Source organism: Actinoplanes auranticolor, assembly GCF_018332655.1.
In the GTDB taxonomy this organism is placed as follows: Bacteria; Actinomycetota; Actinomycetes; order Mycobacteriales; family Micromonosporaceae; genus Actinoplanes; species Actinoplanes auranticolor.
Map to the genome: position 1 here is coordinate 117,162 of NZ_BOQL01000016.1, position 24,223 is coordinate 141,384.

The 24,223-nt window shown below is 71.4% G+C and carries 22 protein-coding genes; 8 read left to right on the top strand and 14 right to left on the bottom strand.

The genetic code is table 11. From position 1 onward, the window contains the following. Positions 1-2 precede the first annotated feature (2 nt). Entirely contained in the window at positions 3-1,187 is a 1,185-nt protein-coding gene (locus Aau02nite_RS08190; RefSeq protein ID WP_212987699.1) for an acetoin utilization protein AcuC, read from the bottom strand. Positions 1,188-1,465: 278 nt separating this feature from the next. Between Aau02nite_RS08190 and Aau02nite_RS08195 the strand changes: the two genes are divergently transcribed. Then, positions 1,466-2,215, top strand: coding sequence for an iron-dependent transcriptional repressor DtxR (locus Aau02nite_RS08195; RefSeq protein ID WP_212987700.1), 750 nt, complete (start codon positions 1,466-1,468; stop codon positions 2,213-2,215). A 15-nt stretch (positions 2,216-2,230) separates the two neighbouring features. Here Aau02nite_RS08195 and Aau02nite_RS08200 read toward each other — a convergent pair whose 3' ends face one another. Continuing rightward, positions 2,231-2,785 (bottom strand): hypothetical protein, encoded by a 555-nt coding sequence (locus Aau02nite_RS08200; RefSeq protein WP_212987701.1) that lies wholly within the window; start codon positions 2,783-2,785, stop codon positions 2,231-2,233. A 63-nt stretch (positions 2,786-2,848) separates the two neighbouring features. Continuing rightward, positions 2,849-3,022, bottom strand: coding sequence for a DUF5522 domain-containing protein (locus Aau02nite_RS08205; protein ID WP_212987702.1), 174 nt, complete (start codon positions 3,020-3,022; stop codon positions 2,849-2,851). 64 nt (positions 3,023-3,086) lie between these two features. Here Aau02nite_RS08205 and Aau02nite_RS08210 point away from each other — a divergent pair, with 64 nt between their 5' ends. Together Aau02nite_RS08210 and Aau02nite_RS08215 are read left to right on the top strand one after the other, a co-directional pair. Further along, entirely contained in the window at positions 3,087-3,539 is a 453-nt protein-coding gene (locus Aau02nite_RS08210; protein WP_212987703.1) for a hypothetical protein, read from the top strand. Positions 3,540-3,567: 28 nt separating this feature from the next. Further along, positions 3,568-4,482, top strand: coding sequence for an alpha/beta fold hydrolase (locus Aau02nite_RS08215; RefSeq protein WP_212987704.1), 915 nt, complete (start codon positions 3,568-3,570; stop codon positions 4,480-4,482). A gap of 79 nt (positions 4,483-4,561) precedes the next feature. On the opposite strand, the gene Aau02nite_RS08220 is transcribed toward Aau02nite_RS08215, so the two are convergent. After that, the gene (locus tag Aau02nite_RS08220) at positions 4,562-5,773 is read right to left on the bottom strand and encodes an MFS transporter (RefSeq protein WP_212987705.1); all 1,212 of its coding nucleotides are present in this window, start codon (positions 5,771-5,773) and stop codon (positions 4,562-4,564) included. 72 nt (positions 5,774-5,845) lie between these two features. Beyond that, the gene (locus tag Aau02nite_RS08225) at positions 5,846-6,601 is read right to left on the bottom strand and encodes a helix-turn-helix domain-containing protein (RefSeq protein ID WP_212987706.1); all 756 of its coding nucleotides are present in this window, start codon (positions 6,599-6,601) and stop codon (positions 5,846-5,848) included. Between the two features lie 64 nt (positions 6,602-6,665). On the opposite strand from Aau02nite_RS08225, the gene Aau02nite_RS08230 reads away from it, so the two are divergent. Both Aau02nite_RS08230 and Aau02nite_RS08235 read left to right on the top strand, forming a co-directional pair. Continuing rightward, the gene (locus Aau02nite_RS08230) at positions 6,666-7,217 is read left to right on the top strand and encodes a TIGR03086 family metal-binding protein (RefSeq protein ID WP_212987707.1); all 552 of its coding nucleotides are present in this window, start codon (positions 6,666-6,668) and stop codon (positions 7,215-7,217) included. A gap of 219 nt (positions 7,218-7,436) precedes the next feature. After that, positions 7,437-7,976 (top strand): hypothetical protein, encoded by a 540-nt coding sequence (locus Aau02nite_RS08235; protein WP_212987708.1) that lies wholly within the window; start codon positions 7,437-7,439, stop codon positions 7,974-7,976. A 132-nt stretch (positions 7,977-8,108) separates the two neighbouring features. On the opposite strand, the gene Aau02nite_RS08240 is transcribed toward Aau02nite_RS08235, so the two are convergent. The 3 genes from Aau02nite_RS08240 to Aau02nite_RS08250 form a co-directional block, all read right to left on the bottom strand. Next, a complete protein-coding gene (locus Aau02nite_RS08240) occupies positions 8,109-11,000 on the bottom strand; it encodes a vitamin B12-dependent ribonucleotide reductase (protein WP_212987709.1) in 2,892 nt (963 codons plus the stop codon). 92 nt (positions 11,001-11,092) lie between these two features. Then, entirely contained in the window at positions 11,093-11,614 is a 522-nt protein-coding gene (gene nrdR, locus Aau02nite_RS08245; RefSeq protein ID WP_212987710.1) for a transcriptional regulator NrdR, read from the bottom strand. Between the two features lie 323 nt (positions 11,615-11,937). Continuing rightward, positions 11,938-12,273: a LysM peptidoglycan-binding domain-containing protein gene (locus tag Aau02nite_RS08250; RefSeq protein WP_246594985.1), complete on the bottom strand. Its 336-nt coding sequence runs from the start codon at positions 12,271-12,273 to the stop codon at positions 11,938-11,940. Positions 12,274-12,513: 240 nt separating this feature from the next. Between Aau02nite_RS08250 and lexA the strand changes: the two genes are divergently transcribed. Then, positions 12,514-13,341 carry a transcriptional repressor LexA gene (lexA, locus tag Aau02nite_RS08255; protein ID WP_438841111.1) on the top strand — a complete coding sequence of 276 codons (828 nt, stop codon included), beginning with the start codon at positions 12,514-12,516 and terminating at the stop codon, positions 13,339-13,341. Positions 13,342-13,981: 640 nt separating this feature from the next. Here the strand turns inward: lexA and Aau02nite_RS47275 are convergent. Together Aau02nite_RS47275 and hflX are read right to left on the bottom strand one after the other, a co-directional pair. Next, positions 13,982-16,057, bottom strand: a complete 2,076-nt coding sequence (locus Aau02nite_RS47275; RefSeq protein WP_212987711.1) for a hypothetical protein — start codon at positions 16,055-16,057, stop codon at positions 13,982-13,984. A gap of 94 nt (positions 16,058-16,151) precedes the next feature. After that, entirely contained in the window at positions 16,152-17,549 is a 1,398-nt protein-coding gene (hflX, locus tag Aau02nite_RS08265) for a GTPase HflX (protein WP_246594986.1), read from the bottom strand. A 172-nt stretch (positions 17,550-17,721) separates the two neighbouring features. On the opposite strand from hflX, the gene Aau02nite_RS08270 reads away from it, so the two are divergent. Then, positions 17,722-19,182, top strand: coding sequence for an NAD-dependent malic enzyme (locus Aau02nite_RS08270; protein WP_212987713.1), 1,461 nt, complete (start codon positions 17,722-17,724; stop codon positions 19,180-19,182). 50 nt (positions 19,183-19,232) lie between these two features. Here the strand turns inward: Aau02nite_RS08270 and Aau02nite_RS08275 are convergent, their stop codons facing one another. The 3 genes from Aau02nite_RS08275 to miaA are packed head-to-tail and all read right to left on the bottom strand — an operon-like array spanning position 19,233 to position 21,789. Next, positions 19,233-20,027 carry a glycerophosphodiester phosphodiesterase gene (locus Aau02nite_RS08275; protein WP_212987714.1) on the bottom strand — a complete coding sequence of 265 codons (795 nt, stop codon included), beginning with the start codon at positions 20,025-20,027 and terminating at the stop codon, positions 19,233-19,235. Beyond that, entirely contained in the window at positions 20,027-20,878 is an 852-nt protein-coding gene (dapF, locus tag Aau02nite_RS08280) for a diaminopimelate epimerase (protein WP_438841112.1), read from the bottom strand. Before dapF ends, Aau02nite_RS08275 begins: the two co-directional genes overlap by 1 nt. Continuing rightward, complete coding sequence (gene miaA, locus Aau02nite_RS08285; RefSeq protein ID WP_212987751.1) at positions 20,878-21,789, bottom strand: tRNA (adenosine(37)-N6)-dimethylallyltransferase MiaA; 912 nt, start codon at positions 21,787-21,789, stop codon at positions 20,878-20,880. The genes dapF and miaA overlap by 1 nt, the downstream gene beginning before the upstream one ends. Before the next feature lie 178 nt (positions 21,790-21,967). On the opposite strand from miaA, the gene Aau02nite_RS08290 reads away from it, so the two are divergent. Then, complete coding sequence (locus Aau02nite_RS08290) at positions 21,968-23,176, top strand: DUF349 domain-containing protein (RefSeq protein ID WP_212987716.1); 1,209 nt, start codon at positions 21,968-21,970, stop codon at positions 23,174-23,176. A 93-nt stretch (positions 23,177-23,269) separates the two neighbouring features. Here the strand turns inward: Aau02nite_RS08290 and Aau02nite_RS08295 are convergent, their stop codons facing one another. Further along, positions 23,270-24,214, bottom strand: coding sequence for a threonine ammonia-lyase (locus Aau02nite_RS08295; protein ID WP_212987717.1), 945 nt, complete (start codon positions 24,212-24,214; stop codon positions 23,270-23,272). Positions 24,215-24,223: the final 9 nt, after the last annotated feature.

Below are 24,223 nucleotides of genomic sequence, written 5' to 3' on the forward strand. Positions count from 1 at the left end.
TCTCAGTCCCGGATGTCGTGCGGGTCCAGCCCGTGCAGCGGGAAGACCGCCCGCCGGGTCGCCATGATGGCCTTGTCGACCGGGTCCGGCGTGGTGCCCGGCTCCCAGCGCTCGACCGGCGGGGCGGTGCCGTCGGTCAGCGTGACCGGCACCTCCTCACCGGGACGGCGGTCGGCGGCGAGCTTGCGCCAGCCCGGCGGGATGGCCGTGCCCGGATCCAGCGCCGCGCCGGTGGCCACCGCCAGCAGATGGGTCCAGGCCCGGGGCACGACCTCGACCAGGGCGTACCCGCCGCCGCCGGTCGCCACCCAGCGGCCGTCGCAGAGCTCGTCGGCCAGGGCGCGCAACGCGATGTAGGCGGCACGCTGGCCGTCGACCGACAACCGCAGGTCGGCCAGCGGGTCGAGCCGGTGCGCGTCGGCGCCGCACTGGGTGACGAGGATCTGCGGCGCGAACGCCCGCAGCACCGAAGGCACGACCGCGTGGAAAGCGCGCAACCAGCCCGCGTCCCCGGTGCCGGGAGGCAGGGCCAGGTTCACCGACATGCCCTCGGCGCCCGGGCCGCCCGACTCCTCCGGATATCCGGTGGTGAACGGGAACAGCGTGAGCGGCGTCTCGTGCAGGCTCACGGTGAGCACCCGGGGGTCGTCGTAGAAGGCCGCCTGCACCCCGTCGCCGTGGTGCACGTCGACATCCACGTACGCGATGCGCTCCGCACCCAGGTCGAGCAGCCGCGCGATGGCCACCGCCGGGTCGTTGTAGACGCAGAAGCCGGCCGCCCGGGCCGCCATGGCGTGGTGCAGCCCACCGGAGACGTTGACCGCGCGGGTGACCGCTCCGCTCCACACGGCCTCGGCCGCGGCCAGAGTGGCGCCGCAGATGCGCGCGCTCGCCTCGTGCATCCCCTCGAAGACCGGATTGTCCGGGGTGTTGAGGCCCCAGCCGCGGAAGAAGGGATCGTGCGGGGCGAGCCGGACCGCCTCCAGATACTCCGGGCGGTGCACCCTGATCAGCGCCGCGTCGTCGGCCGGCTCCGGCACGATCAGGCTTACCCCCGGGCGGTCGAGCACGCCCAGCTCCCGGGCGAGCGCCATGGTGAGCTCCACCCGCACCGGGTTCATCGGGTGGTGCCCCATGTCGTACGCGAGCAGCGCCTCGTCCCAGACCACCGCCGTCGACTCCGCCATGGGCCTCATGCTGCCACGCCGGCGGGAACAATCGGAGGGTGCACCGGCGCTGCATGCATGGCGCCGGTTCGTCGGCGGCCCGGTTGGATAGAGTGCGGGCACTGATGTCGTTGCCGACCATCTGCCCGACCTCGATGCCCGGCCGGTCGCCGGCGTCAGGCAGCCGGCCCGCTGGGTGCCGGCGCCACTCTCCGGGCCCGTGCGGTCCGCGAGATTCGGCAGGAGATCCCAGCTCGACTACCCTTGACAGGCACGCTTACTCCGGGAGGTCAGTACCGATGGCGCGGACTCACAACACGTCAACCAAGAAGTCCGACACGAAGGTACCTCACGTAGACCTCGTCGACACCACGGAGATGTACCTGCGCACCATCCTCGAACTGGAGGAGGAGGGCGTACCGCCGCTGCGGGCCCGTATCGCCGAGCGCCTGCACCAGAGCGGGCCCACCGTCAGCCAGACCGTCGCCCGGATGGAACGCGACGGGCTGCTGACCGTCGAGAACGACCGGCACCTGCTGCTGACCGAGGAGGGCCGGGTGGCCGCCGTGGCGGTCATGCGCAAGCACCGCCTCGCCGAGCTGCTCCTGGTCAACGTCATCGGCATGCCCTACGAGGAGGCCCACGAGGAGGCCTGCCGGTGGGAGCACGTGATGAGCGACTCCGTCGAGCGCAAGGTCTACGAGCTGCTCAACAAGCCGACCCGGTCGCCGTACGGCAACCCGATCCCCGGCCTCGAGGTGCTCGGCCTGCCGGCCGAGGAGCCGCTGGAGAGCAGCGCGACCGTGATCAATGCGGGCGAGCGCAACCTGGCGTTCCCGGGGCTGACCGGCAGTGTCGTGGTGCGCCGGATCTGCGAGAGCGTGCAGACCAACGCCGGTGTGCTGCGTCAGCTGCACGCGGCCGGCATCGACCCGGGTGCGACCGTGACGGTGGCGCAGGAGCGTGACGGTGTGACCATCGACCGCTCCGGTGACAAGATCCGGCTGCCGCGCGAGGTGGCGTCGCGGGTGTTCGTCGACGCCCACTGAGCTGCCCCGGCTCGGTCAGCCGTCAGTGGTGTCCATCGCCTTGGCCAGGTCGAGCAGCTTGGGAGCGAGGTCGTCGACGGCCTCGCTCGGCGCGTCCGCGGGGAAGGTGAAGCGCAGGGTCTGCAGCTGCTCGGCCTCGCTGAGCCAGCCGATCTCCACGGTGGGCCCGTGCCCGCCGGAGGCCTTGGTCACCAACCGGTAGCCGGCCTTGCCGAGGCCCTTGAGCTTGGTGGCCTTCTTGGGCATCAGCTCTTCGGTGAACAGCTCGGCGTCCGCCTTGGTGCTCTCCACCACGGACAGCGCCAGATCCGGCCAGTCCGCGCTGTCGGTCTGCACGACGCAGGTGGACGTGTCGTCGATCTGGTCGGAGGCGGCGATGCTGAACGCGACGCCGATCTTCTGCTCGATGAACGCGTAGTCCCAGAGGATGCAGGCGCCACCGGCCGAGGCGGCGGGCTGCTGCACGACCTGCACGGGAGGCGGCGCGGCGGTCTCGTCCTTCTTGTCCGTGCAACCCGTCAGCAGGAGCAGCGCGGCGGTGGCGCCGACGGCGATGAGACGCGAACGCACGAGTGTCCTCCCGACTTCGGGGCACACCGTACTGTGCGCGGGGGTAGGGACGAAAGCCCCAGCTCAGACACCGTCGGTGTACGGACAGTGACGGCAGCCCCGGGTGCAGCAGGTGCCGCGCTTGGCGAGGAATGCCGCGGTGAGTACGAAGAGCCCGGTGTCCGGGTCGAGGTAGCCGGCCTGGCCGGCGGCGACCGCGGCGGCGTGCGCGGCCTCGATCCGTGCCTCCTTTTCCACAGCCCAACCCTAGCCAGCCGCGAGTCCCTTGACACCGGGCGTCAAGGAGCGATTGCATGTCGGCATGCTGGCGAAGAACGCGCTGACCGAGCAGATCGTCCGGCTGCTCGACATCCGGCTGCTGGACCCGCTGGAGGTCCTGCTCGAAGGCGACGACGCGGTACAAGCGCTGCGCCTCCTGGTCCAGCTCCGCGCGGGACGATGGGCGACCCAGATGCTGGACGGCGACGACGCCACGGCGGTGCGCGCGGCGGTGCGGCTCATCGCCACGTTGTATCCGGACGACCGGGCCTTCGACCCTCCGGTCGAGTGGTGGCGCACGCCGCTCGGCGGGGTGGTCGCCCGGCGGGTCGGACATCCGGCCGCGGAGTCGGTGTCCTACGCCACGGCCGGAGCCATGCTGGGCATCACCCGCCAAGGGGTGCACGACCTGGTCCGACGGGGAAAATTGCCGCGCCATCCCGACGGCGGGGTGCCGTCCGCGGCCGTACGGGACCGGCTGCGGGGCGAGACTTGAGACATACCGAGTGCTGGGGAGAGATGTTGTGATCAACGATCGACTGGTCGACGCCGGCGACCTGCCCGTCGCCGTCCGGGACTTCGGCGGGGACCAGCCGCCGTTGCTGCTCCTGCACGGCGCCGGCGGCAACCTGGCCATGCTGACCACTCTGGCCCGGGCGCTGCGGCCCCGGCACCGGGTCATCACGCTGGATCTGCGCGGGCACGGGCGGTCCGGGGACGGCCCGTGGACCTGGGACGCGGCGCTGGGTGACATCGCCGCGGTGACCGTCCAGCTGGAGCTGAACCGGCCCGCGGTGGTCGGGCACTCGCTCGGCGGCATGCTCGCGGTGCTGTGGGGCCAGCGACACCCGGAGACACCCGGTGTGGTGAGCCTGGACGGCAACCCGCCGCCCACCCGGCCCGATCAGCTGCCCGGGCTCGACCCGGAGAAGGCCGCGGCCGAACTGGCCCGGCTCACCACCATCTTCGACATGACGCACGCCGGGACGGGGCGGACGATCCCCTCGGAGAATCTGCCGGACCTGGTGGAGCGGCAGCAGATGGCGGCCCGGGACATGGGCGCCAACGAGAAGGTGTGGATCGAGGGCTTCCGGCGCAACCTGGTGCACAAGGACGGCGAGACGACCATGCGGCCGTCCGCCGCGACGGCCGGCGAGCTGCGGGAGCTGATGAACGGCCTGGACCTCGGCCCGGTGTACGCCACCACGCCGGCACCGACGCTGGCCGTGCTGGCCACCCGGGACCTGCCGGATCAGGAGCCCTTCGCCGACCTGTACGCGGCCCACCGGCGGTACCTCGTGGAGCAGGCCGCGGCGGGGGCCCGGGCCAATCCGCGGATGCGGTATCTGCAGCTGGAGGACTCCTCGCACGCGATGGTGATCGAGCAGCCGGAGGTGCTGGCCTCGCTGATCGGTGACTTCCTCAGCGGGGGCCACTGAGGCCGCTCGCGGCGGGTCGGACGCGACCGGCCCGGCTCGTGCGGCCTGGCCCTGGCGGCCTCCGCTCGGGCCGGGTGGATCAGGGGTTGGGGGCGGTTTCGGCCGGGGTTTCGGCCGGCTTGACCGGGCGGGCCGCGCCCGAGGCCGCCAGGCCCAGGCCGATGGCCACCACGACCACCAGCAGGGCGTTCAGCACCCCGAAGCGTTCGGCCAGGAAGCCGATCAGCGGCGGTCCGGCCAGGAACGAGCCGTAGCCGATCGAACCCGCCACCGACACCCGGATCGCCGCGCGCAGGGGGTCGTCCGCCGCCGCGCTCATGCCGATCGGGAAGCCCAGGGACGCCCCCGCGCCCCACAGCAGGGCGCCCAGCAGGACCAGGGGCACGCCGACGCCGGAGACCACCAGTAACAGACCGATCAGGGCCGACAGGGCCGTACCGCGCAGGACGCGGACCCGGCCCCAGCGCTCGATCGCGTTGCCGCCGAAGAGGCGGGCCAGGGTCATCGCCGAGACGAAGAAGCCGAAGCCGATGGCCCCGACCGCCTCCGAGGCGTGGTAGCCGTCCACCAGGCTGATCGCCAGCCAGTCGTTGGCCACGCCCTCGGTGAAGCCGAAGCCCAGCATGATCAGGCCGATCATCAGGGTGCGGGGCTCGCGCCAGGCATCGCGGACCCGGCCGGTCGAGCGTTGCTCCGCCGTCGTCGGCACGTGCGGCAGGAACCGGCGGACGGTCACGATCATCACGGCCGCGCTCAGCAGCGCGGTGCAGAGCAGCTGGGTGGTGACGCTGACGCCGGCTGCCGCCGCGGCCGCGCTGAGTCCGGCGCCGCCCACGGTGCCGAGGCTGAAGCCGGCGTGGAAGCGGGGCATCAGGGTGCGGCCAAGGCGGCGTTCGACGTCCGCGCCCTCGACGTTCATGGCGACGTCCCAGGTGCTGTTGCCCATGCCGAGCAGGACGAGACCGACGCCGGCCAGCGGCACCGAGCCGAGCGCGGTGCCCGCGGCCATGCCGAGCAGGCCGAGCGTCACCGACATGCTGCCGAACAGCACCGCGCGGGCCGGTCCGAAGCGCTGCACCAGCGGGCCCGCCAGCGGGATCGCGGCGATGGCCGCCCCGGAGAGGCAGAGCAGCAGCAGGCCGAGGCCGGCCGAGCTGAGGCCGAGATCCTCCCGGACCGCGGGGGTACGGGCCAGCCAGCCGGCGAAGGCCAGGCCGTTCGTGCCGAAGGTGACGCCGACGGCAACCTTCACGGACTCCAGGCGGGCACGGTCGGGGGCGGCAGTCGTCACGCCCTCGAACTTAACCGTTAAAGTGGTGATTCGTAAGACAGTTGGCAGTGACGCCGATCCCGTTGACCGGCTTCAGCGCCCCGGGTAGCGCTCGGCATAACGGGTGGGCGACTCGCCGACGATCGCGGTGAAGTCGCGGATGAAGTGCGCCTGATCGGCGTAGCCCAGCTCACCGGCGAGGCGTACCCAGTCGATGTCCACCCCGGACGCGAGCCGCTCCCCCACCTCGTGCAGCCGGTATCGACGGATCACCCATTTCGGGCCGAGGCCGACGTACTCGGCGAACAGCCGCTGCAGCCGGCGGATGCCCATCCCGGCCCGCGCCGCGAGCTCGTCGACCCGGGTGAGCTGCGGCTCGGCCTGCACGAGGGCCACGATGTCCGCGGCCCGCCCGGCCAGCGGATCCGGGGCCGGCAGCCGGGCCCGGAGGAACTCCTCCACCTCCTGCTGGTCGCCCGGCGGCAGGCCGGGGCCGAAAACGGCCGAGGCGGGAAGCGCGCGGCCGGTGATGGTGGAGACGCTGGTGCCGAGGAACGGGCGGAAGCAGCCGGGGCGGAACGTCACCCCGAAGACGCGGCCGCGGCCTTCGAGCACCCGGACCACATGCCCGCGCTCCGGACCCCGGACGACCGCGTCACCGTCGCGGAAGGTCAACTGCACGGTCGGGTACGGCACGATCTTCTGCCGGTACGGCTCCTGCCCGCGCAGATCCCACTCGGCGGCCCAGTACCCGGACACGTAGGGGGCCAGATCCGCGGCCGGGACGCCGTACCAGTGGCGTTGGAAGGTGGTCCAGGCCCCGCGGAGCTCGCGCGCGTCCCGGACCATGACCGCAGCCTAGCGTCGCGTTTTTTCAAGACGGCGGCGCGCGCGCCGCCTATCGTCGGCGGTCATGCGGGAACACGAACTCATCGCCCTGGCGGCTCCGCCGACCCTGGCCGTCGCGCGGGCCATCCGGCCCGACCAGCTCACCGCCCCGACGCCGTGCACGGAGTACGACGTCCAGGGGCTGATCGACCACATGGTGCACTGGGGACCGAGCCTGGCCCGCGCCAGCCGGCACTCCGACGGCGTGCCGCGGCCCGGCGGCGACCCGCTGGAGCGGCAGATCGAGCTGGTCGTCGCGGGCTGGTCGGTGCCGGCCGCCTGGCAGGGCATGACCACGATGGGCGGGCCGCACGAGATGCCGGCCCGGATGATCGGCGCGATGGCGATCGGCGAGGTGGTCGTGCACGGCTGGGACCTGGCCCGGGCCACCGGCCGGCAGGTCAGCTGGGACGCGACGCTGCTGGACTTCCTGTACGACGAGGTGGCCAAGACGGCGGAGCTGGGCCGGGAGATGCAGGCGTACGGGGCGGAGGTCCCGGTGCCCCGCACGGCGCCGGCGCTGGACCGGATGCTGGGGCTGACCGGCCGCGACCCGCACTGGACGCCGAAGCAGTAGCCGAACCACCACGAGATCCGGCTCCGCCGAGCGCGCGTGTCACCGGCCGGGGTCGGGCGTCCCAAACTCGTACGTCAACGTTCTATGGGAACTCCGCACCGCAAGCGTGTCAATGAAGGCGCGGGGATCGCCATATGGTAAATACGATTCCTCGTACACAGTTCTCTCGGCATTCGGCGGCACTGCGCCTGACCCTGCGGAGCAGAAGAGATGGCGCGCGTGAGCGAAGCGGTCCGGCCGGCTACCCACCCGCGGCGACGCGGCAGGCGCCTGGTGGTCATGACGGTGACAGTTGTCGCGGTGTTACTCGCCGTCGGGACCTGGTTCGTCCTGAGCAGGGCAATGCGCAGCCCGTCCATGGAAGTCACGCACGTCTCTCAGCGGTGTCCCGTCCCGTTCCCGGCGCCTTCCGCGTCGGGAACGGGCGGAAACGGGCCGCTGCTCGCGGACGCGGGCTATCGCTGGCTGCAGCTGTGCCCCGCCGGCGCGACGCCCGCGCAGTGGGCCGAGTCGGTGGCCCTGAGCCGAGATGACCGGGCCGTCCTCGTCGAACGCATCAATGCGCTGCCGGCCGCTCCCCCTCGGCCGGAGTGCCTGGGCACGCCGACCGATCTCCTGGTCCTGCGCTACGACAGCGAGCCGACTGTCATCGGCCTCGACACCGGTCCCTGCGACACCGTGAGCTTGGCCGGGGCGACACGGATCGGCGCGGCCGAGATCTACCGCCTCGCGGAGAACGTGATTGCCGAGGCTCGGTAGGGGTCGCGTTCCCGATCATCGGGTCGGCACGGAGCGCGGCCTGGGCAACGAAAAGTCCCCCGGGCAGTAGCGCCCGGGGGACCATCCTTGGTCAGACTCGCCGATGACCCTCAGCTGTCAGCGTGGTCAGACTCAGCTGCAGCCCGAGGTCGAGCCGCAGCCCTCGCAGACGTAGCAGCTGCCGGCCGGGCGCATCTTCGTGCCGCAGGTGAAGCACAGCGGTGCGTCGGCCGACGTGCCCAGGACCACTTCGAGCAGTTCCGTCGAGGAGCCCACCGGGGACGGCGCGCTCTTCTCGGCGTCGGCCGCGGGGACCGTCGCCGTCGGGGACGAGGCCGCACCGACCGGGGCGGAGACCGGCGCGGAGGCCGCCATGCCCGCCAGGTCGACACCCGAGGCCTCGGCGGCGGCTTCGGCCTGGATCTGGGCCGCGCGCTCCTTGGCGGTGAAGATGCCCAGCTCGGCGCGGGCGTCGTAGGACAGGAAGTCCAGGGCCAGGCGACGGAAGATGTAGTCCATCACCGAGGCGGCCATGCGGACGTCCGGGTCGTCGGTCATACCGGCCGGCTCGAAGCGCATGTTCGTGAACTTGCTGACGAACGTCTCGAGTGGGACGCCGTACTGCAGCCCTATCGAGATCGCCACCGAGAAGGCGTCCATGACGCCGGCCAGGGTCGAGCCCTGCTTCGACATCTTCAGGAAGACCTCGCCGAGGCCGTCGTCCGGGTAGGACGACGCGGTGAGGTAACCCTCGGCGCCACCGACCGAGAAGGAGACCGTCTCCGACGGGCGCTTCTTCGGCAGGCGCTTGCGGACCGGGCGGTACTCGATGACCTTCTCGACGACCGGCTCGGCGGCGGCGGCCACCTCGGCCACCTCGGCCACGGCGCTCTTCGGCTTCGCGGCGGACAGCGGCTGGCCGACCTTGCAGTTGTCGCGGTAGATCGCCAGCGCCTTGAGGCCGAGCTTCCAGCCCTGGTAGTGAACGTTCTCGATGTCCTCGACGGTGGCCGACTCCGGCATGTTGATCGTCTTGGAGATCGCGCCGGAGATGAACGGCTGCACCGCGGCCATCATCCGCACGTGGCCCATCGGGGCGATGGACCGCTCGCCCATAGCGCAGTCGAAGACCGCGTAGTGCTCCGGCTTGAGGCCGGGGGCGTCGACCACGATGCCGTGGTCGGCGATGTGCTCGACGATCGCCTCGACCTGCTCCTCGGGGTAGCCGAGGCTGCGCAGCGCGCGCGGGACCGTCTGGTTGACGATCTGCATCGAGCCGCCGCCGACGAGCTTCTTGAACTTGACCAGGGCCAGGTCGGGCTCGACGCCGGTGGTGTCGCAGTCCATCATCAGGCCGATGGTGCCGGTCGGCGCGAGCACGGAGGCCTGGGCGTTGCGCCAGCCGTTCTTGTCACCGATCTTGTTGCCGTTCTGCCACTGCTTGGTGGCCTCCCGGACGATCGCGGTGGCGACGGTGCCCGAGGGGCGGATCTCGTCGTTGGCCGCGGCGTGCTTGCGCATGACGCGCTTGTGGGCGTCGGCGTTACGGGCGTACCCGTCGTACGCGCCGACCACGCCGGCGATCTCGGCCGAGCGACGGTACGCCGTGCCGGTCATCAGCGAAGTGATGGCGGCGGCGACACTGCGGCCCGACTCCGAGTCGTACGGGTGGCCGGTCGCCATCAGCAGGGCGCCCAGGTTCGCGTACCCGATACCGAGCTGGCGGTAGGCCCGCGTGGTCTCGCCGATCTTCGGGGTCGGGAAGTCGGCGAAGCAGATCGAGATGTCCATCGCGGTGATGACGAACTCGACGCTCTTGACGAACTTCTCGATCTCGAAGCCACCGTCGGCCTTGAGGAACTTCATCAGGTTGAGCGAGGCCAGGTTGCAGGACGAGTCGTCCAGCGACATGTACTCCGAACACGGGTTGGACGCGGTGATGCGGCCGGTCTCCGGGTTGGTGTGCCAGTCGTTGATCGTGTCGTCGTACTGCAGGCCGGGGTCGGCGCACTCCCAGGCGGCCTTGGCGATCTCGGTGAACAGCTTCTTGGCGTCGATGGTCTCGATGACCTCGCCGTGCAGCCGGCCGCGCAGGTCGAAGGTCGTGCCCTCCTCGACCGCGCGCATGAACTCGTCGCTGACCCGGACCGAGTTGTTGGCGTTCTGGTACTGCACCGAGACGATGTCGCTGCCGCCGAGGTCCATGTCGAACCCGGCGTCGCGCAGGGCCCGGATCTTGTCCTCCTCGCGGGCCTTGGTGGTGACGAACTCCTCGATGTCGGGGTGGTCGACGTCCAGGATCACCATCTTGGCCGCGCGGCGGGTGGCGCCGCCCGACTTGATCGTGCCGGCGCTGGCGTCCGCGCCGCGCATGAAGCTGACCGGGCCGCTGGCCGTACCGCCGGAGGAGAGCAGCTCCTTGGAGGAGCGGATGCGGGAGAGGTTGACACCGGAGCCGGAGCCGCCCTTGAAGATCAGCCCCTCCTCCTTGTACCAGTCCAGGATCGAGTCCATCGAGTCGTCCACGGACAGGATGAAACAGGCGCTGACCTGCTGCGGCGAGGCGGTGCCGACGTTGAACCAGACCGGCGAGTTGAAGCTGAACACCTGGTGCAGCAGCATCCAGGTCAGCTCGTGCTCGAAGACCTCGGCGTCAGCCGGGTCGGCGAAGTAGCCGTGGTCCTCGCCCGCCTTGCGGTACGTCTTCACGACCCGGTCGATCAGCTGCTTGAGCGACCACTCGCGGGTGTCCGTGCCAACCGCACCCCGGAAGTACTTGGTGGTGACGATGTTGGCCGCGTTGACGCTCCAGGAGGTGGGGTACTCGACCCCGCGCTGCTCGAAGTTGATCGAGCCGTCCCGCCAGTTCGTCATGACGACGTCGCGGCGCTCCCACTCCACCTCGTCGTACGGGTGGACACCCTCGGTCGTCCAGACGCGCTCGATCCGCAGCCCCCCGACCGCGGCGCCCCCGTTGCTCGCGCGACTGCGCTGCCTGCCTGCTGTCATACCGTCACCGGCCATTTCGTGCTCCCCCTCGATAGATCGCAGCTTCCCCACCGCGATCCGCTTGCCGACATTCGGGCACGGCTGTCGCCATGCCATGGACAAAAGGCTTATTTGGTACGGGTTTCCGACCACTTGGCCGAGCGCCCACCGCTCGGCCGGGCGGGCACCGTGTGCCGGGCTCCGGCCGCCGCCTCGCGCAGATCGGCGAGCTCGCGTTCGAAATCCTCGAGCGAGTCGAAGGATTTGTAGACGCTCGCGAAGCGCAGATAGGCGACCTGGTCGAGCTCCCGCAGCGGCGACAGGATGGCAAGACCCACGTCGTGGCTGGGCACCTCGGCCGCGCCCTTGGCCCGGACGGTCTCCTCGACCTTCTGCGCGAGCAGAGCGATCGAGTCCTCGTCGACGGGCCGGCCCTGGCAGGCCTTGCGGACGCCGCTCATGATCTTGGTCCGGCTGAAGGGCTCGGTGACGCCGTTGCGCTTGACGATCGCGAGCACGGCCTCCTCGACCGTGGTGAAGCGCTTGCCGCACTCCGGGCACGACCGGCGACGACGGATCAGCTGACCGTCGTCGGCCTCACGCGAGTCGACCACGCGTGAGTCGGCGTGCCGGCAATACGGACACCGCACCGAAATCCCCCTGTCGCCGGGCGCTGCCACCCACCCCGCGGGACCGACGCAGAACCGTCGCCAAGGCACGCCGAATGACAGCCTCCGAAGCGGTGGAATCCGCCTCGTGGCTGTGGACGAACCTGTGGACGACGGGGTTGCCCGACCCCAACCTGTGGATGACTTACACCCTTGTAACTACTAGATGTTGGGGTTGACGTTATGCCGCTGCGGACGTCGATGCAAGTTCACCGGCGCGTCGGCGCGCCGCTTTTTCTACCTCAACACGGGGGGTGCCACAGCGGTCACGGCCAGCACCGGGACAACATGATCCACTCAGTGGATCATCCCACCCGGGGAACCACGAGGGTGTCACCGACATGGATGGCGATGTCGTCGGAGCTGAGACCGTTGAGCCGGCGGATCTCGGCCACGACGGCGTGTGGGCTGCGACCCGGATCGGTGCGCGCGGCGATGCCCCAGAGCGTGTCGTCGGACTGCACCACGACCGTGGGCGCCGGACCGGCAGGGGGATTCCCGGCCCGGGAAGCAGTGGTCCACAACACGGCACTCGCCAGCGAGGCGAGAAGAACGAAGAAAGTCAGCACGACGACGCGACCCCGCCGGGTCAACCGCAACGGGGCCGGCTCATCGACCCGCCGCATACCAGTGGCCACCACGGCATATTCCTTTCTCCGCATACGTCCCTCGGACAAGCGTTCGATCGAACGCCCGTACGACGGTCTATCAGAACAGGCGTACGGAAGTCGAGCACTTCCGGGCGACACGCCGCGAGAAAGTCGTACAGATGTTTGAATATGTCGTACCCCGCAGTTACGGTTCTCGGTCAAGAGGGGTCAGCCGGGCACAAGTCCATCCCCACGGGCGAATGTCCGGCTCCGCGAGCGCACCACGTGCCGATGAGGCACTGGCCGACAGGGAGGGCCAACGTGTCGACCGACGACCGGACGAGCCGGCAACACCAGAATGACCCGAAGCCAGAGGCCGCCAATACCAAGGCGGCGATGCGCCGGCGCACGCCGACCCGGGCCCGCAGCGGTGACGCGCCGCAACTGCGCAGCGTGACGCCGGTGGTCAGCCAGTTCCCCGATCTGGTCACCGCGGACCTGACCGCCCGCCAGCGCCGGATCCTCGAGTTCATCCGCGACTGGGTGGAACGCTACGGCTACCCGCCGAGCGTCCGCGAGATCGGCGAGGCGGTCGGCCTGGTGTCACCGTCGAGCGTGGCTTACCAGCTCAAGGAGCTGGAGAAGAAGGGCTTCCTGCGCCGCGACCCGAACAGGCCCCGCGCGGTGGACGTGCGGGCGCCCAGCGAGATGGTCGACGACGAGGCGCTGCGGTCGGCCCGGCCGACCCCGGCGTACGTGCCGCTGCTGGGCCGGATCGCCGCCGGTGGGCCGATCCTGGCCGAGCAGGCGGTGGAGGAGTTCTTCCCGCTGCCGCGCGAGCTGGTCGGCGAGGGCGACGTCTTCATGCTCGAGGTCAAGGGCGACTCGATGATCGACGCAGCCATCTGCAACGGCGACTGGGTGGTGGTCCGCCAGCAGCCGACGGCGAACGTGGGCGACATCGTGGCCGCGATGATCGACGGCGAGGCGACGGTGAAGAGCTACCGGCAGCGGGACGGGCATGTGTGGCTGATGCCGGCCAACCCGGCCTTCGACCCGATCCCGGGCGATGACGCCACGGTGATGGGTCGCGTGGTCGCGGTCCTCCGTCGCGTCTGACTCGTCTCCGGGCCGTGGCCGGGGTGGTTGGGCTAGTCGGGCCGTAATGGGTTCTGGGCGGGCCGGGGTGCCGGTCGGGGTCCTTGGTGGCGGCCGGCGGGAATGCGCGGCTGAGCCCCGCGGGGCCGGGGCTGCACTTCGCGCAGCTCGCAACTCCGATCGGTCAAACGAAGGCCGCACACGCCAGCCCAAGCGGCACGCCAGCCCAAGCGGGTCGGTGGACCGGGTCGGTGGACCGGGTCGGTGGACCGGGTCGGTGGACCGGCTCGGCCAGAGCCGAAGCAGGCGAGGCCCGGCGGCAGGCGAGACCGGCGCTGGGACTGGCCGAGTTGGGAGAGCCCGGAGCGCTGGGCTGGAAGGACACAAAGCCAAAGTCCGGGCGGTATCCAAATAGCCAGAGACGGGACCGGGCAGGACAAGCCGGGCAGGACAAGCCGGGCGGAATGGCCCTCCGCTGGTTGTGCCCGGCCCGGCCACACCCCTGAGCCGACCCCTGAAAGCCAGGACCAGAACGGAGCGAGCACCGATGCGGTGTTGTTCAGGGCTGGGAAGCCGACAGGCCGGTGCTACCACCCGAGGTGGCGACACCGGCCTGGTTGGGCTGGCTCAGCCGGGCCTACCGCGGCCCGGCCGTGACGGTTCAGTAGCCGCGTGGGGTGCGGCCGTAGCCCGGGTTGTCGAAGCGGCCTTCCGGGCGCCGCGGGGAGCCGTTCAGGTTCGCGTAGTTGTTCATGCCGTTGGCCTGGCGGCCGTCGTCCGGTCGGCCCGGGCGTCGGCCTCCCTGGGGGTTGCCGCCCTGTTGTCCGCCCTGACCCGTGTGGCCGGAGGGCCGCTGCGGTCCCCCGCGCTGCGGCCGGCCGGTCGAGGGCGGCGGAGGAGGTGGGGGTGGAGGCGGCGCGCCGTAGACGCCACCGCCGGGCCGGCCGCCACCGCCACCCTGGCCCGGGCGTCCGCTGGGCTGGGACGGGCGGGCGGGCGGCTGGCCGGGACGCACCGCCGGCTGACCACCCTGGCCCGGACGACCGCCGGGCTGCGCAGCGGGGCGACCACCGGGCGGGGAAGCAGGACGACCGCCGGGCTGAGCCGGACGACCACCGGGCTGAGCAGCAGGACGACCACCCGGCGGGACGGCGGGACGACCACCGGGCGGCGAAGCAGGACGACCGCCGGGCTGAGCCGGACGGCCACCGGGCTGAGCAGCGGGACGACCACCGGGTGGGGTAGCCGGACGGCCGGCGGGAGGGGCAGCCGGACGGCCGGCGGGCTGGTTCGGGCGGCCGGGCTGGTTCGGGCCGGCCGGCGGCACACCGGGACGACCGCCGGCGGGACGACCGGCAGGCTGACCACCCTGACCCGGACGACCAGCGGGCTGACCACCCTGCGGCGGGCGACCGCCGGCGCCGTAGACGCCGTTGCCCTTGGCCGGGGCCGAGGGCTTTGCGCCGTACACGCCGGGGCCTGAGGCGGCTCCGGCCGGTGGGCGGTTGCCGCCGTAGACGCCCGGGCGCTGGGCCGCGCCGCCGACCGACAGGAGTTCGGTCTTGGCGTCCAGTGGGTCCGGGTCGGGGTTCGGGTCCGGGTCCTTCGTTGCCGGTTCGAGTTTGCGCTTCTTGCGGGCCTGCATGATGCCGATCACGCCCGCGCCGACCAGCAGAGCGCCGAGGATGCCGACGCCGCCGATCAGGTAGGTGATGTCGGTCAGGCTCAGGTCCGCGTACCAGGAGGTGCCGTCGGACTTGTCGTCCTGCGCCGCGTTCGTCTTCGCTTCGACGATCTTCGTTGCCGGGGTGTAGCGCAGGATGTAGTTGTCGGCTTCCGGGTCGGCGCCCGAGCCCATGTCCGACACCGTGTAGAACTGCTTGCCGTCCGCGCTGTACGTGATGGCCTCGCCGAACGGCTCGTTCGGCAGGGGCGTCTTGCGGGGCTTGTTCTTCAGGGAGCCGAGCACGTCACCGTCGGCGACGTCCCACTCGTACGCGTCCAGGTACGTCCGCAGGGTGACCTTGCCACCGCCCGGCGCCACCGCACCGCCGGTCACGGTCGTCTGAGCCAGCCGGGCGATCGGGATGCCGGGGGTGTCGCTGCTCGGCAGCTCGATCTCGCCCGCCTTCTTCAGCGGTACGCCCTCTTCGTCGTTCGCCTTCAGTTTGGCCGTCGGCGTGTAGAGCAGCGTCTTGCCGGAGACTTCCTTGGTCACGATGATCGGCGTGCCGTCACCGTTGAACAGCAGGGCCTCGGCGTCGTGCTTGTCGCCGTTCGGGTACGTCACGCGGTGGATCTTCGGGTCCTTACCGCCGCCGGCCGGCATCGACCAGAGGCCGATCGTCCGGCGGGTCTCGCCGCTCTTGTCCCGGGCGTTGTTGTCGCCGGTGTCCGCGATCCACAGCGTGTCGCCGTCCGGGGAGAGGACCAGGTCCTCGGGGTCGAGCGGGCGCGACGGGAAGTCGACCTTCTTGGTGATGTCGCAGTCGTCGTCGAGGAAGAAGATCTTGCGCTTGGCGGCCTCGTCGACGCCGTCGTTGACCACCACGAAGCCGTTCTTGGTGGCCACGATCCCGGACAGCTCCGACAGCGCCGGATCGGTGACCTTACAGATCTTCTTGCCGGCCGCTGCCTTGGCCGAGGTCACCGTCGGAGCGGGCTCGGCGGAGGCGGGCACGGCCCCCACCATCACCAGCCCGCAGGCGAGGATGGCCGGGAACACGAGACGCCGCATCCGATCAGTGTCGCATGCGGCGTCTCGTACCGGTGTTACGCGTGGATCAACCCTGTTCAGCGAGGGTGCCACTTAAAACACACGTAAGCGGAAGCTAAGGAGCGACGAAGTTCTCCAGCTCGGCGGCGAGCTGCTCGCCCACCCGGACCTTGAGTTCCGTGCCCTGCTCGGTGTGCCGGGTGTCCAGTACCTGCCCGCCGCGGTGGATCCGGGCGACCAGGTCACCCCGGTCGTACGGCAGCAGCACCCGCATGTCCACGGCCGGCCGCGGCAGCTGCCGGGCGATCGCCGCGTGCAGGTCGTCGATGCCCAGCCCCGAGTGCGCCGACACGAACACGGCGTCCGGCCAGGCCCGCTTGAGCCGCAGGATCGTCTCCTCGTCGGCCGCGTCCATCTTGTTGACGACCAGCAGCTCGGGGATGCGGTCCGCACCCACCTCGCCGAGGACCTCGCGGACCGCCGACACCTGACCCTCGGGATCCGGGTGCGCGCCGTCCACGACGTGCACGATCAGGTCCGAGTAGGCCACCTCCTCCAGCGTCGAGCGGAACGCCTCGACGATGTGGTGCGGCAGGTGCCGGACGAAGCCGACCGTGTCGGAGAGCGTGAACACGCGCCCGTCCTCGGCGGCGGTCCGGCGGGTGGTCGGGTCCAGGGTTGCGAACAGCGCGTCCTCGACCAGCACGCCCGCCGAGGTGAGGCGGTTGAGCAGGCTGGACTTGCCGGCGTTGGTGTAGCCGGCGATCGCCACCGCGGGCACGCCGCTGTTGGTGCGCTTGGCCCGCTTGGTCTGGCGTACCGTCCGCAGGGCCTTGATCTCGCGCTTGAGCTTCGAGATGCGGGTGTTGATCCGCCGCCGGTCCGTCTCGATCTTGGTTTCACCGGGACCACGCGTGCCCACGCCGCCGCCGGAACCGCCGCCTGCGCCACCGCCCTGACGGGACAGCGAGTCACCCCAGCCACGCAGCCGGGGCAGCAGATACTGCAGCTGGGCCAGCTCGACCTGCGCCTTACCTTCCTTGCTCTTCGCGTGCTGGGCGAAGATGTCCAGGATCAGCATGGTGCGGTCGACGACCTTGACCTTGACCTGCTCCTCGAGCTTGCGCAGCTGCGAGGGCGAGAGCTCGCCGTCGCAGATGACCGTGTCCGCGCCGGTGGCGATGACCACGTCGCGCAGCTCGTCGACCTTGCCCCGGCCGATGAAGGTGGCCGCGTCGGGCTGGCTGCGGCGCTGGATGAGCCCCTCGAGCACCTCGGAACCGGCCGTCTCGGCCAGCGCGGCGAGCTCGATGAGCGAGTTCTCCGCGTCGTCGCTGCTGCCGCCGGTCCAGACGCCGACCAGGACGACCCGTTCGAGTCGCAGCTGGCGGTACTCGACCTCGGTGATGTCGGTGAGTTCGGTGGAGAGACCGGCGACCCGGCGCAGCGAACGGCGCTCCTCGAGCTCCAGCTCACCGGTGGTGACGTCGGGTTCGAATACCTCAGTACGCAAAAGGTGACCTCCTCCGCCGATGGTGGCACGCCGGACTCGTCGGCGCATCCACTTAACCCGGCGGGGCGTTGTCGCAGGAGTGTCTGACTCTCATTCAACCACCGGATTGGTGGCCGGTATTCCCGAAGCGCAAGAATGCGGGTACGCACCCGCCAACGACGGAGGGAACACCGTGGTGACCACCCGCCTGCCCAGTGCAGGATTCTCGATCACGATCCGTATCGCCGTGACCGCCGACGCCTCGTCCATCGGCCGGCTCACCACCTGCGTCGGCGAGGCCGGTGCGATCGTGACGGCCCTCGACGTGGTGGACTCCGACCCCACCCGGGTGCTCGTCGACCTCACCTGCGACACCGCCGACTCCAGCCACGCCGACCAGGTCGTCAAGCAGCTCGAGGCGCAGGACGGCGTCGACGTCCGCAAGGTCTCCGACCGCACCTTCCTGCTGCACCTGGGCGGCAAGATCGAGGTCAACTCCAAGGTCGCCCTGCGCAACCGTGACGAGCTGTCCCGGGCGTACACGCCGGGTGTGGCGCGGGTCTGCATGGCCATCGCGGAGAACCCGGCCGACGCGCGCCGGCTCACCATCAAGCGCAACACGGTCGCCGTGGTCAGCGACGGCTCGGCCGTGCTGGGCCTGGGCAACATCGGCCCGGCCGCCGCGATGCCGGTGATGGAGGGCAAGGCCGCGCTGTTCAAGCGGTTCGGCGGCGTGGACGCGTGGCCGGTCGTGCTCGACACCCAGGACACCGACGAGATCGTGGCCATCGTCAAGGCGATCGCCCCGGCGTACGGCGGGATCAACCTGGAGGACATCGCCGCCCCGCGCTGCTTCGAGATCGAGATGCGGCTGCGTGAGCTGCTGGACATCCCGGTCTTCCACGACGACCAGCACGGCACCGCGATCTGCGTGCTGGCCGCGCTCACCAACGCGCTGCGGGTGGTCGGCAAGGACCTCGCCGACGTCAAGGTCGTGGTCTCCGGGGCCGGGGCCGCGGGCACGGCGATCATGAAGCTGCTGCTGCGCCAGGGCGTGGGCGACATCATCGCGTACGACCGCCGGGGCGCCCTGCACCGCGGCATGGACGACCTCAACCCGACCTGGCAGTGGCTGACCGAGCACACCAACAAGGACAACTACAGCGGGGACCTGAAGGGCGCGATCGTCGGCGCGGACGTCTTCATCGGGGTCAGCGCGCCGAACCTGCTCACCGGTGACGACATCGCCAAGATGGCGGAGAAGTCGATCGTCTTCGCGCTGGCCAACCCGGACCCCGAGGTGGACCCGCGCGAGGCCCGGCAGCACGCCGCGGTGGTCGCGACCGGCCGCTCGGACCAGCCCAACCAGATCAACAACGTGCTCGCCTTCCCCGGCGTGTTCCGCGGCATGCTCGACGTCAGCGCCGAGGAGTTCACCGAGGAGATGGCGCTGGCCGCCGCGATGGCGATCGCCAACGTGGTCGGCGAGGACAAGCTCAACCCGACGGTGATCGTGCCGAGCGTCTTCGACGCGCGGGTCACCCCGGCGGTGGCGGCGGCGATCCGCGCCGTGGTCAAGGGCTCCCCCGCCCCGGTCAACCCGGCGGCAGTGCCCGAGGCCGAGCTGGAGCAGGCGCCCGAAGGGACCTTCTGAGAGCAGCGGACACGCGCGGCCCGGAGGACGAGCCGGGCCGCGCGGACGGGTCAGGCCAGCCCGCGGGCGATCATCCAGCCGGTCAGCTCACCGGTACGGTCGTTGATCAGGCCGGCGACCCCGGCCTCGACCAGCGCCGGCCAGAGCGCCGTGTCGTTGGGCGTCCAGGGCATGACCCCGACCCCCGCGTCGGCCAGCGCGGCCACCGCCGGCGGGTCGGCCAGCACTGCCCGCAGGTTCGGATTCACATAGCTGAGCCGCAGCTCCTTCGCGACCCGGGCCTGCTCGTCGTCGAAGCCGTGCCGCAGCAGGCCCAGGCGCACGTCCGGGGCGACCTCGCCGACGAGCTGGACGATCTCCGGGTCGAAGCTCTGCACCACCGTGCGGTCCCGCAGGCCGGCCTCCGTGACCTGGCCCAGGATGACCTTGACCTGTTCCGGGGTGGTCGGCGGCTTGATCTCCAGCAACAGCTCGATCCGGGGCGCGGTGTCAGGCGTGACGCCCGCCTCCTCGGCCGAGGGTGCCAGGACGGCATGCGGGCGCAGCAGGTCGATGACCTCGCGCAGCAGCGGAATCCGGGTCCCCGCGTACGCCGGTGAGAACCAGGAGCCGGCTTCCAGCGCGGAGATCTCGTCCAGGGTCAGCTCCCAGATGTGGCCGGTGCCGCCCGTGGTGCGGTCCACCGTGCGGTCGTGGATCACCACCGGCACCCCGTCGGCCGTGGTCCGCACGTCGAACTCGATGAGCGTGGCGCCGGCCAGGACCCCGGCCGCCAGGGCCGGCAGGGTGTTCTCGGGCGCGACGGCGGAATAGCCCCGGTGCGCCACCCGGTGCAGCCCGGCCATCAGCCGAGGGCCGCCGGGTCGACCTCGCCCGTGGCGACCAGCACGGCCGGACCCGCCAGCCACCAGGAGTCACCTCTGCGGGTGACGGTCAGCCGGCCGCCCGGCAGGTCCACCGCCACCACACCTTCGGCCAGCCCGGCGTCACGCAGAGCCACCGCGCCGACCGCGAGGGCTCCGGATCCGCAGGACAGCGTCTCGGCCGAGCCGCGTTCGTAGACCCGCATGTGCACGTGCAGGTCCGCACCTTCCACCGGGGCGCCCGGGGTGGTGAACTCGACGTTCACGCCGGACGGGAACAGCGCGGGGTCGAAGCCGGGCGGCACGTGCAGGTCCAGCGAGGAGAGCGGCAGGCTGTCGTGCAGGCCGCACACCAGATGCGGGTTTCCGCAGTTCACGGCGATACCGGGGAAGGTCAGCGGGCCGACGGTCGCCGTGCTGGCCGCGTACACCTCGGGGGCGCCCATGTGGACGGAGATGATGTCCGCCTCGACCGCCGCGCGCACGACGCCGGCCCGCGTGGCCACCGGCAGGCCCTCGGGGCCGGGCGTGGCCAGGCCGTTGGCGATCAGATAGCGGGAGAAGACGCGGACGCCGTTGCCGCACATCTCGGCCAGGGATCCGTCGGCGTTCCAGTAGTCCATGAACCACTCGGCGTCGGCGGCGGAGCCCGCGCCCTCCGGGTGCTTGGCGCTGCGCACGACGCGCAGCACGCCGTCGGCGCCGATGCCGCGGTGCCGGTCGCAGAGCGCCGCGACCAGCGCAGGCGTCAGCTGCAGCGCCCCGTCCGGGTCGCCCAGGATGACGAAGTCGTTGCCGGTGCCATGGCCCTTGGTGAACAACACGCGGTCCATCATCGCGCAGCCGCCGCGCAGGCCGCCAACGCGTCCTCCGTCAGGGTCGGTGACGCGCCGTCGAGCCAGGTGATCCGCGGGTCGCGGCGGAACCACGAGCGCTGCCGGCGCACGAAGCGCCGGGTGGCCCGCACGGTGTCCTCGACGGCCTGCTCCCGGGTGAACTCGCCGTCGAGCTGGGCGAGCGCCTGCTGGTACCCCAGGGCCCGGCTCGCCGTGCGGCCCTCGCGCAGCCCGTCGAGGCCGCGTACCTCGTCGAGCAGCCCGGCCGCCCACATCAGGTCGACCCGATCGGCGATCCGCTGGTCCAGGGCCCCGGCCTCGCGGTCGACACCGAGCTGCACCGACGGGTAGTACGGCGTCGGCGAGGGCAGTGACGCGGTGAAGGGCGCGCCGGTCAGCTCGATCACCTCGAGGGCCCGGACGATGCGCCGGCCGTTGGACGGAAGGATCTTGGTGGCGGCCGGCTCGTCGAGCGTCCGCAGCCGCTCGTGCAGCGGTGCCGGTCCCACGGCAGCGAGCTCCCGCTCCAGCCGCTCCCGAATGGCGGGATCCGTGCCGGGAAATTCGAACTCCTCCAGAACGGCCCGGACGTACAGCCCCGAGCCGCCCACGAGCAGCGGCACCCGGCCCCGGGCGAGGATGTCGTCGACGGCCGCGCGGGCCAGCTCCTGATAGGCCGCCACGCTCGCCGGCTCGCGCACGTCCCAGACGTCCAGCACGTGGTGCGGGACGTCTTCCCGCTCGTCAGCGGTCAGTTTGGCGGTGCCGATGTCCATCCCCCGGTAGAGCTGCATGGAGTCGGCGTTGACCACCTCGCCACCGAGGGCGTGGGCGAGCGCGATGCTGAGGGCGGATTTCCCGGCCGCGGTGGGCCCGACCACCGCGATCACCGGCGAACCTGGGAGCAATGGCACGGAGCCACCGTAACGGGCTGGTCACGGTCGTTCGCGGGCGCTTCCCCGGAACCGGGTTGGACCTGTGACAATGCGCGAGAAAGAATGCCGATGGGATGATGGCATTCGACTGCGCTATGGCGGCGGTCGCGGGCAGCGAGGCTCGCGCAGCCGGGAGAACGAGGGTGGGCTCATGAACGACTGGACGGCCTTCGGCCGCGTGGATGCCGACGGCACCGTGTATGTGAAGACGGCCGAGGGCGACCGCGTGGTCGGCTCGTGGCAGGCGGGCACACCCGAGGAGGGCCTGGCCCACTTCGCCCGGCGGTTCGCGGACCTGGTGACCGAGGTCGACCTCATCGAGGCCCGGCTCAAGTCCGGTGCCGCGGACGCCACACACTCGCTGACCAGCGTGAAGCGGATCCGCGCCGGCCTCGGCGAGGCACACGTCGTCGGCGACATCGACGGGCTCGCCGCCCGCCTCGACCGGCTGACCGCGGTCGCCGAGGAGAAGGCCGGCGAGGCCAAGGCCGCCCGCGAGGTGGCCCGGGGCGAGGCCCTGGCGCGCAAGACCGCCCTGGTCGAGGAGGCGGAGACGATCGCCGCCGAGTCGACCGGGTGGAAGAGCGCGGGCGACCGGCTCAAGGAGATCCTCGACGAGTGGAAGACCATCCGCGGCGTCGACAAGAAGACCGACGGCGAGCTGTGGAAGCGCTTCGCGGCGGCCCGCGACGGCTTCACCCGCCGCCGGGGTGCGCACTTCGCCACCCTGGACGGGCAGCGCAAGCAGGCCCAGACGGCCAAGGAGGAGCTGGTCAAGGAGGCCGAGACGCTGGCCGACTCGACCGAGTGGTCCACCACGGCCAACCGGCTCAAGGACCTGATGAACGAGTGGAAGGCCGCTCCCCGCGCCGCCAAGGAGGCCGAGCAGCGCCTCTGGGAACGCTTCCGGGCGGCTCAGGACGCGTTCTTCACCCGGCGCAGCGAGGTCTTCTCGGCCCGTGACGCCGAGTACAAGGGCAACCTGGAGAAGAAGCAGGCCATCCTGGCCGAGATCGAGGCGCTGGACGTCGACGCGGACCCGCGCGGCGCCCAGAACAAGCTCCGGGACGCCCAGGCGGCCTGGCATGACGCCGGCCGGGTGCCCCGCGAGTCGACCGCGTCGCTGGACCGCCGCTGGCGGGCCGCCGAGGAACGCATCCGGATCGCGATGGACTCGGCGTGGCGCAAGACCACGCCGCAGGACAACCCGCTGCTGCAGCAGATGCGCGAGCAGGTCGCCGAGGCCGAGCAGCGGCTGGCCCGGGCCCAGGCCGCGGGCGACGCGAAGCGGATCAAGGAGGCCGAACAGGCGCTGGCCTCCAAGCGCCAGTTCCTCTCCCTCGCCGAACAAGCCGGATAAAACCTTTCCGGTACGCGCACAGAGTCCCGCCGCCAGCAGATCACTGGGATCCGGGCTGACCGGCGGGACTCTTGCTGTGTGCGCCTGTTCCGGTCAGCCCAGCATCGCGAGCTCCGACTCGTCGGCGTTGCCGCCGGTGCAGACGACCGCCACGCGGGTCCCCGCGAACAGATCCGGGCGGCTCAGCAGGCCCGCCAGGGCAGCCGCGCCCGCGCCCTCCGCCACGGTGTCCGCCGTGGTGGCCAGCAGGCGCTGGGCCGCGGCGATCTCGTCGTCGGTGACCAGCAGGAAGTCGGCCAGGCCGGCGCGCATGACGCTCTGCGGGAGGGCGTAGCCGCGGCCGGTGGCCAGGCCGGCGACCCGGGTACGGTTCGGGCGCTGCACCAGCTCGCCGGACTGCCACGAGTCGTGGGCGGCGCGGGACTCGGATGACTGCACGCCGATGACCCGGCAGTCCGGGGCCAGTTCGCGGGCGACCACGGTGGCGGCGCTCGCGCCCGTACCGCTGCCGACCGGGACCAGGATCGCGTCCAGGTCCGGACGGGCCTCGAAGATCTCCAGGTAGAGCGTGCCCACCCCGGCCAGCAGCTCCGGCGTGTCGCCCGGGCTGACCAGCCGCGCGCCCGACTGCCCGGCCAGCTTCTCGGCGTGGCGCTGTGCCGCCTCCAGGTCGTCGCCGTGCAGGACCACCTGCGCGCCCAGCGCCTCGATCGCCTTCGCCTTGGCGGGAGCTGCCGCGGCCGGCATCACCACCGTGCAGGGCGCGTCGTAGATCCGGCTGGCGTACGCCAGGGACCGCGCGTGGTTGCCGGTGGAGTAGCTGACCGTGCCGCGGGACCGGTCCTCTTCGGACATGGCGGCGAGCAGCGTCAGGCCACCGCGTACCTTGAACGCCCCGACCGGCTGCCGGTCCTCGTGCTTGACGAGGACGGTCGCCCCGGCCGCCGCGTCGAGCGCCGGATAGGAGCGCACGGGCGTCGGCGGCAGGTGCTGGTGGACCACGGTGCGGGCACGGGTGACATCGGCAAAGCTGAACATTCGACCATC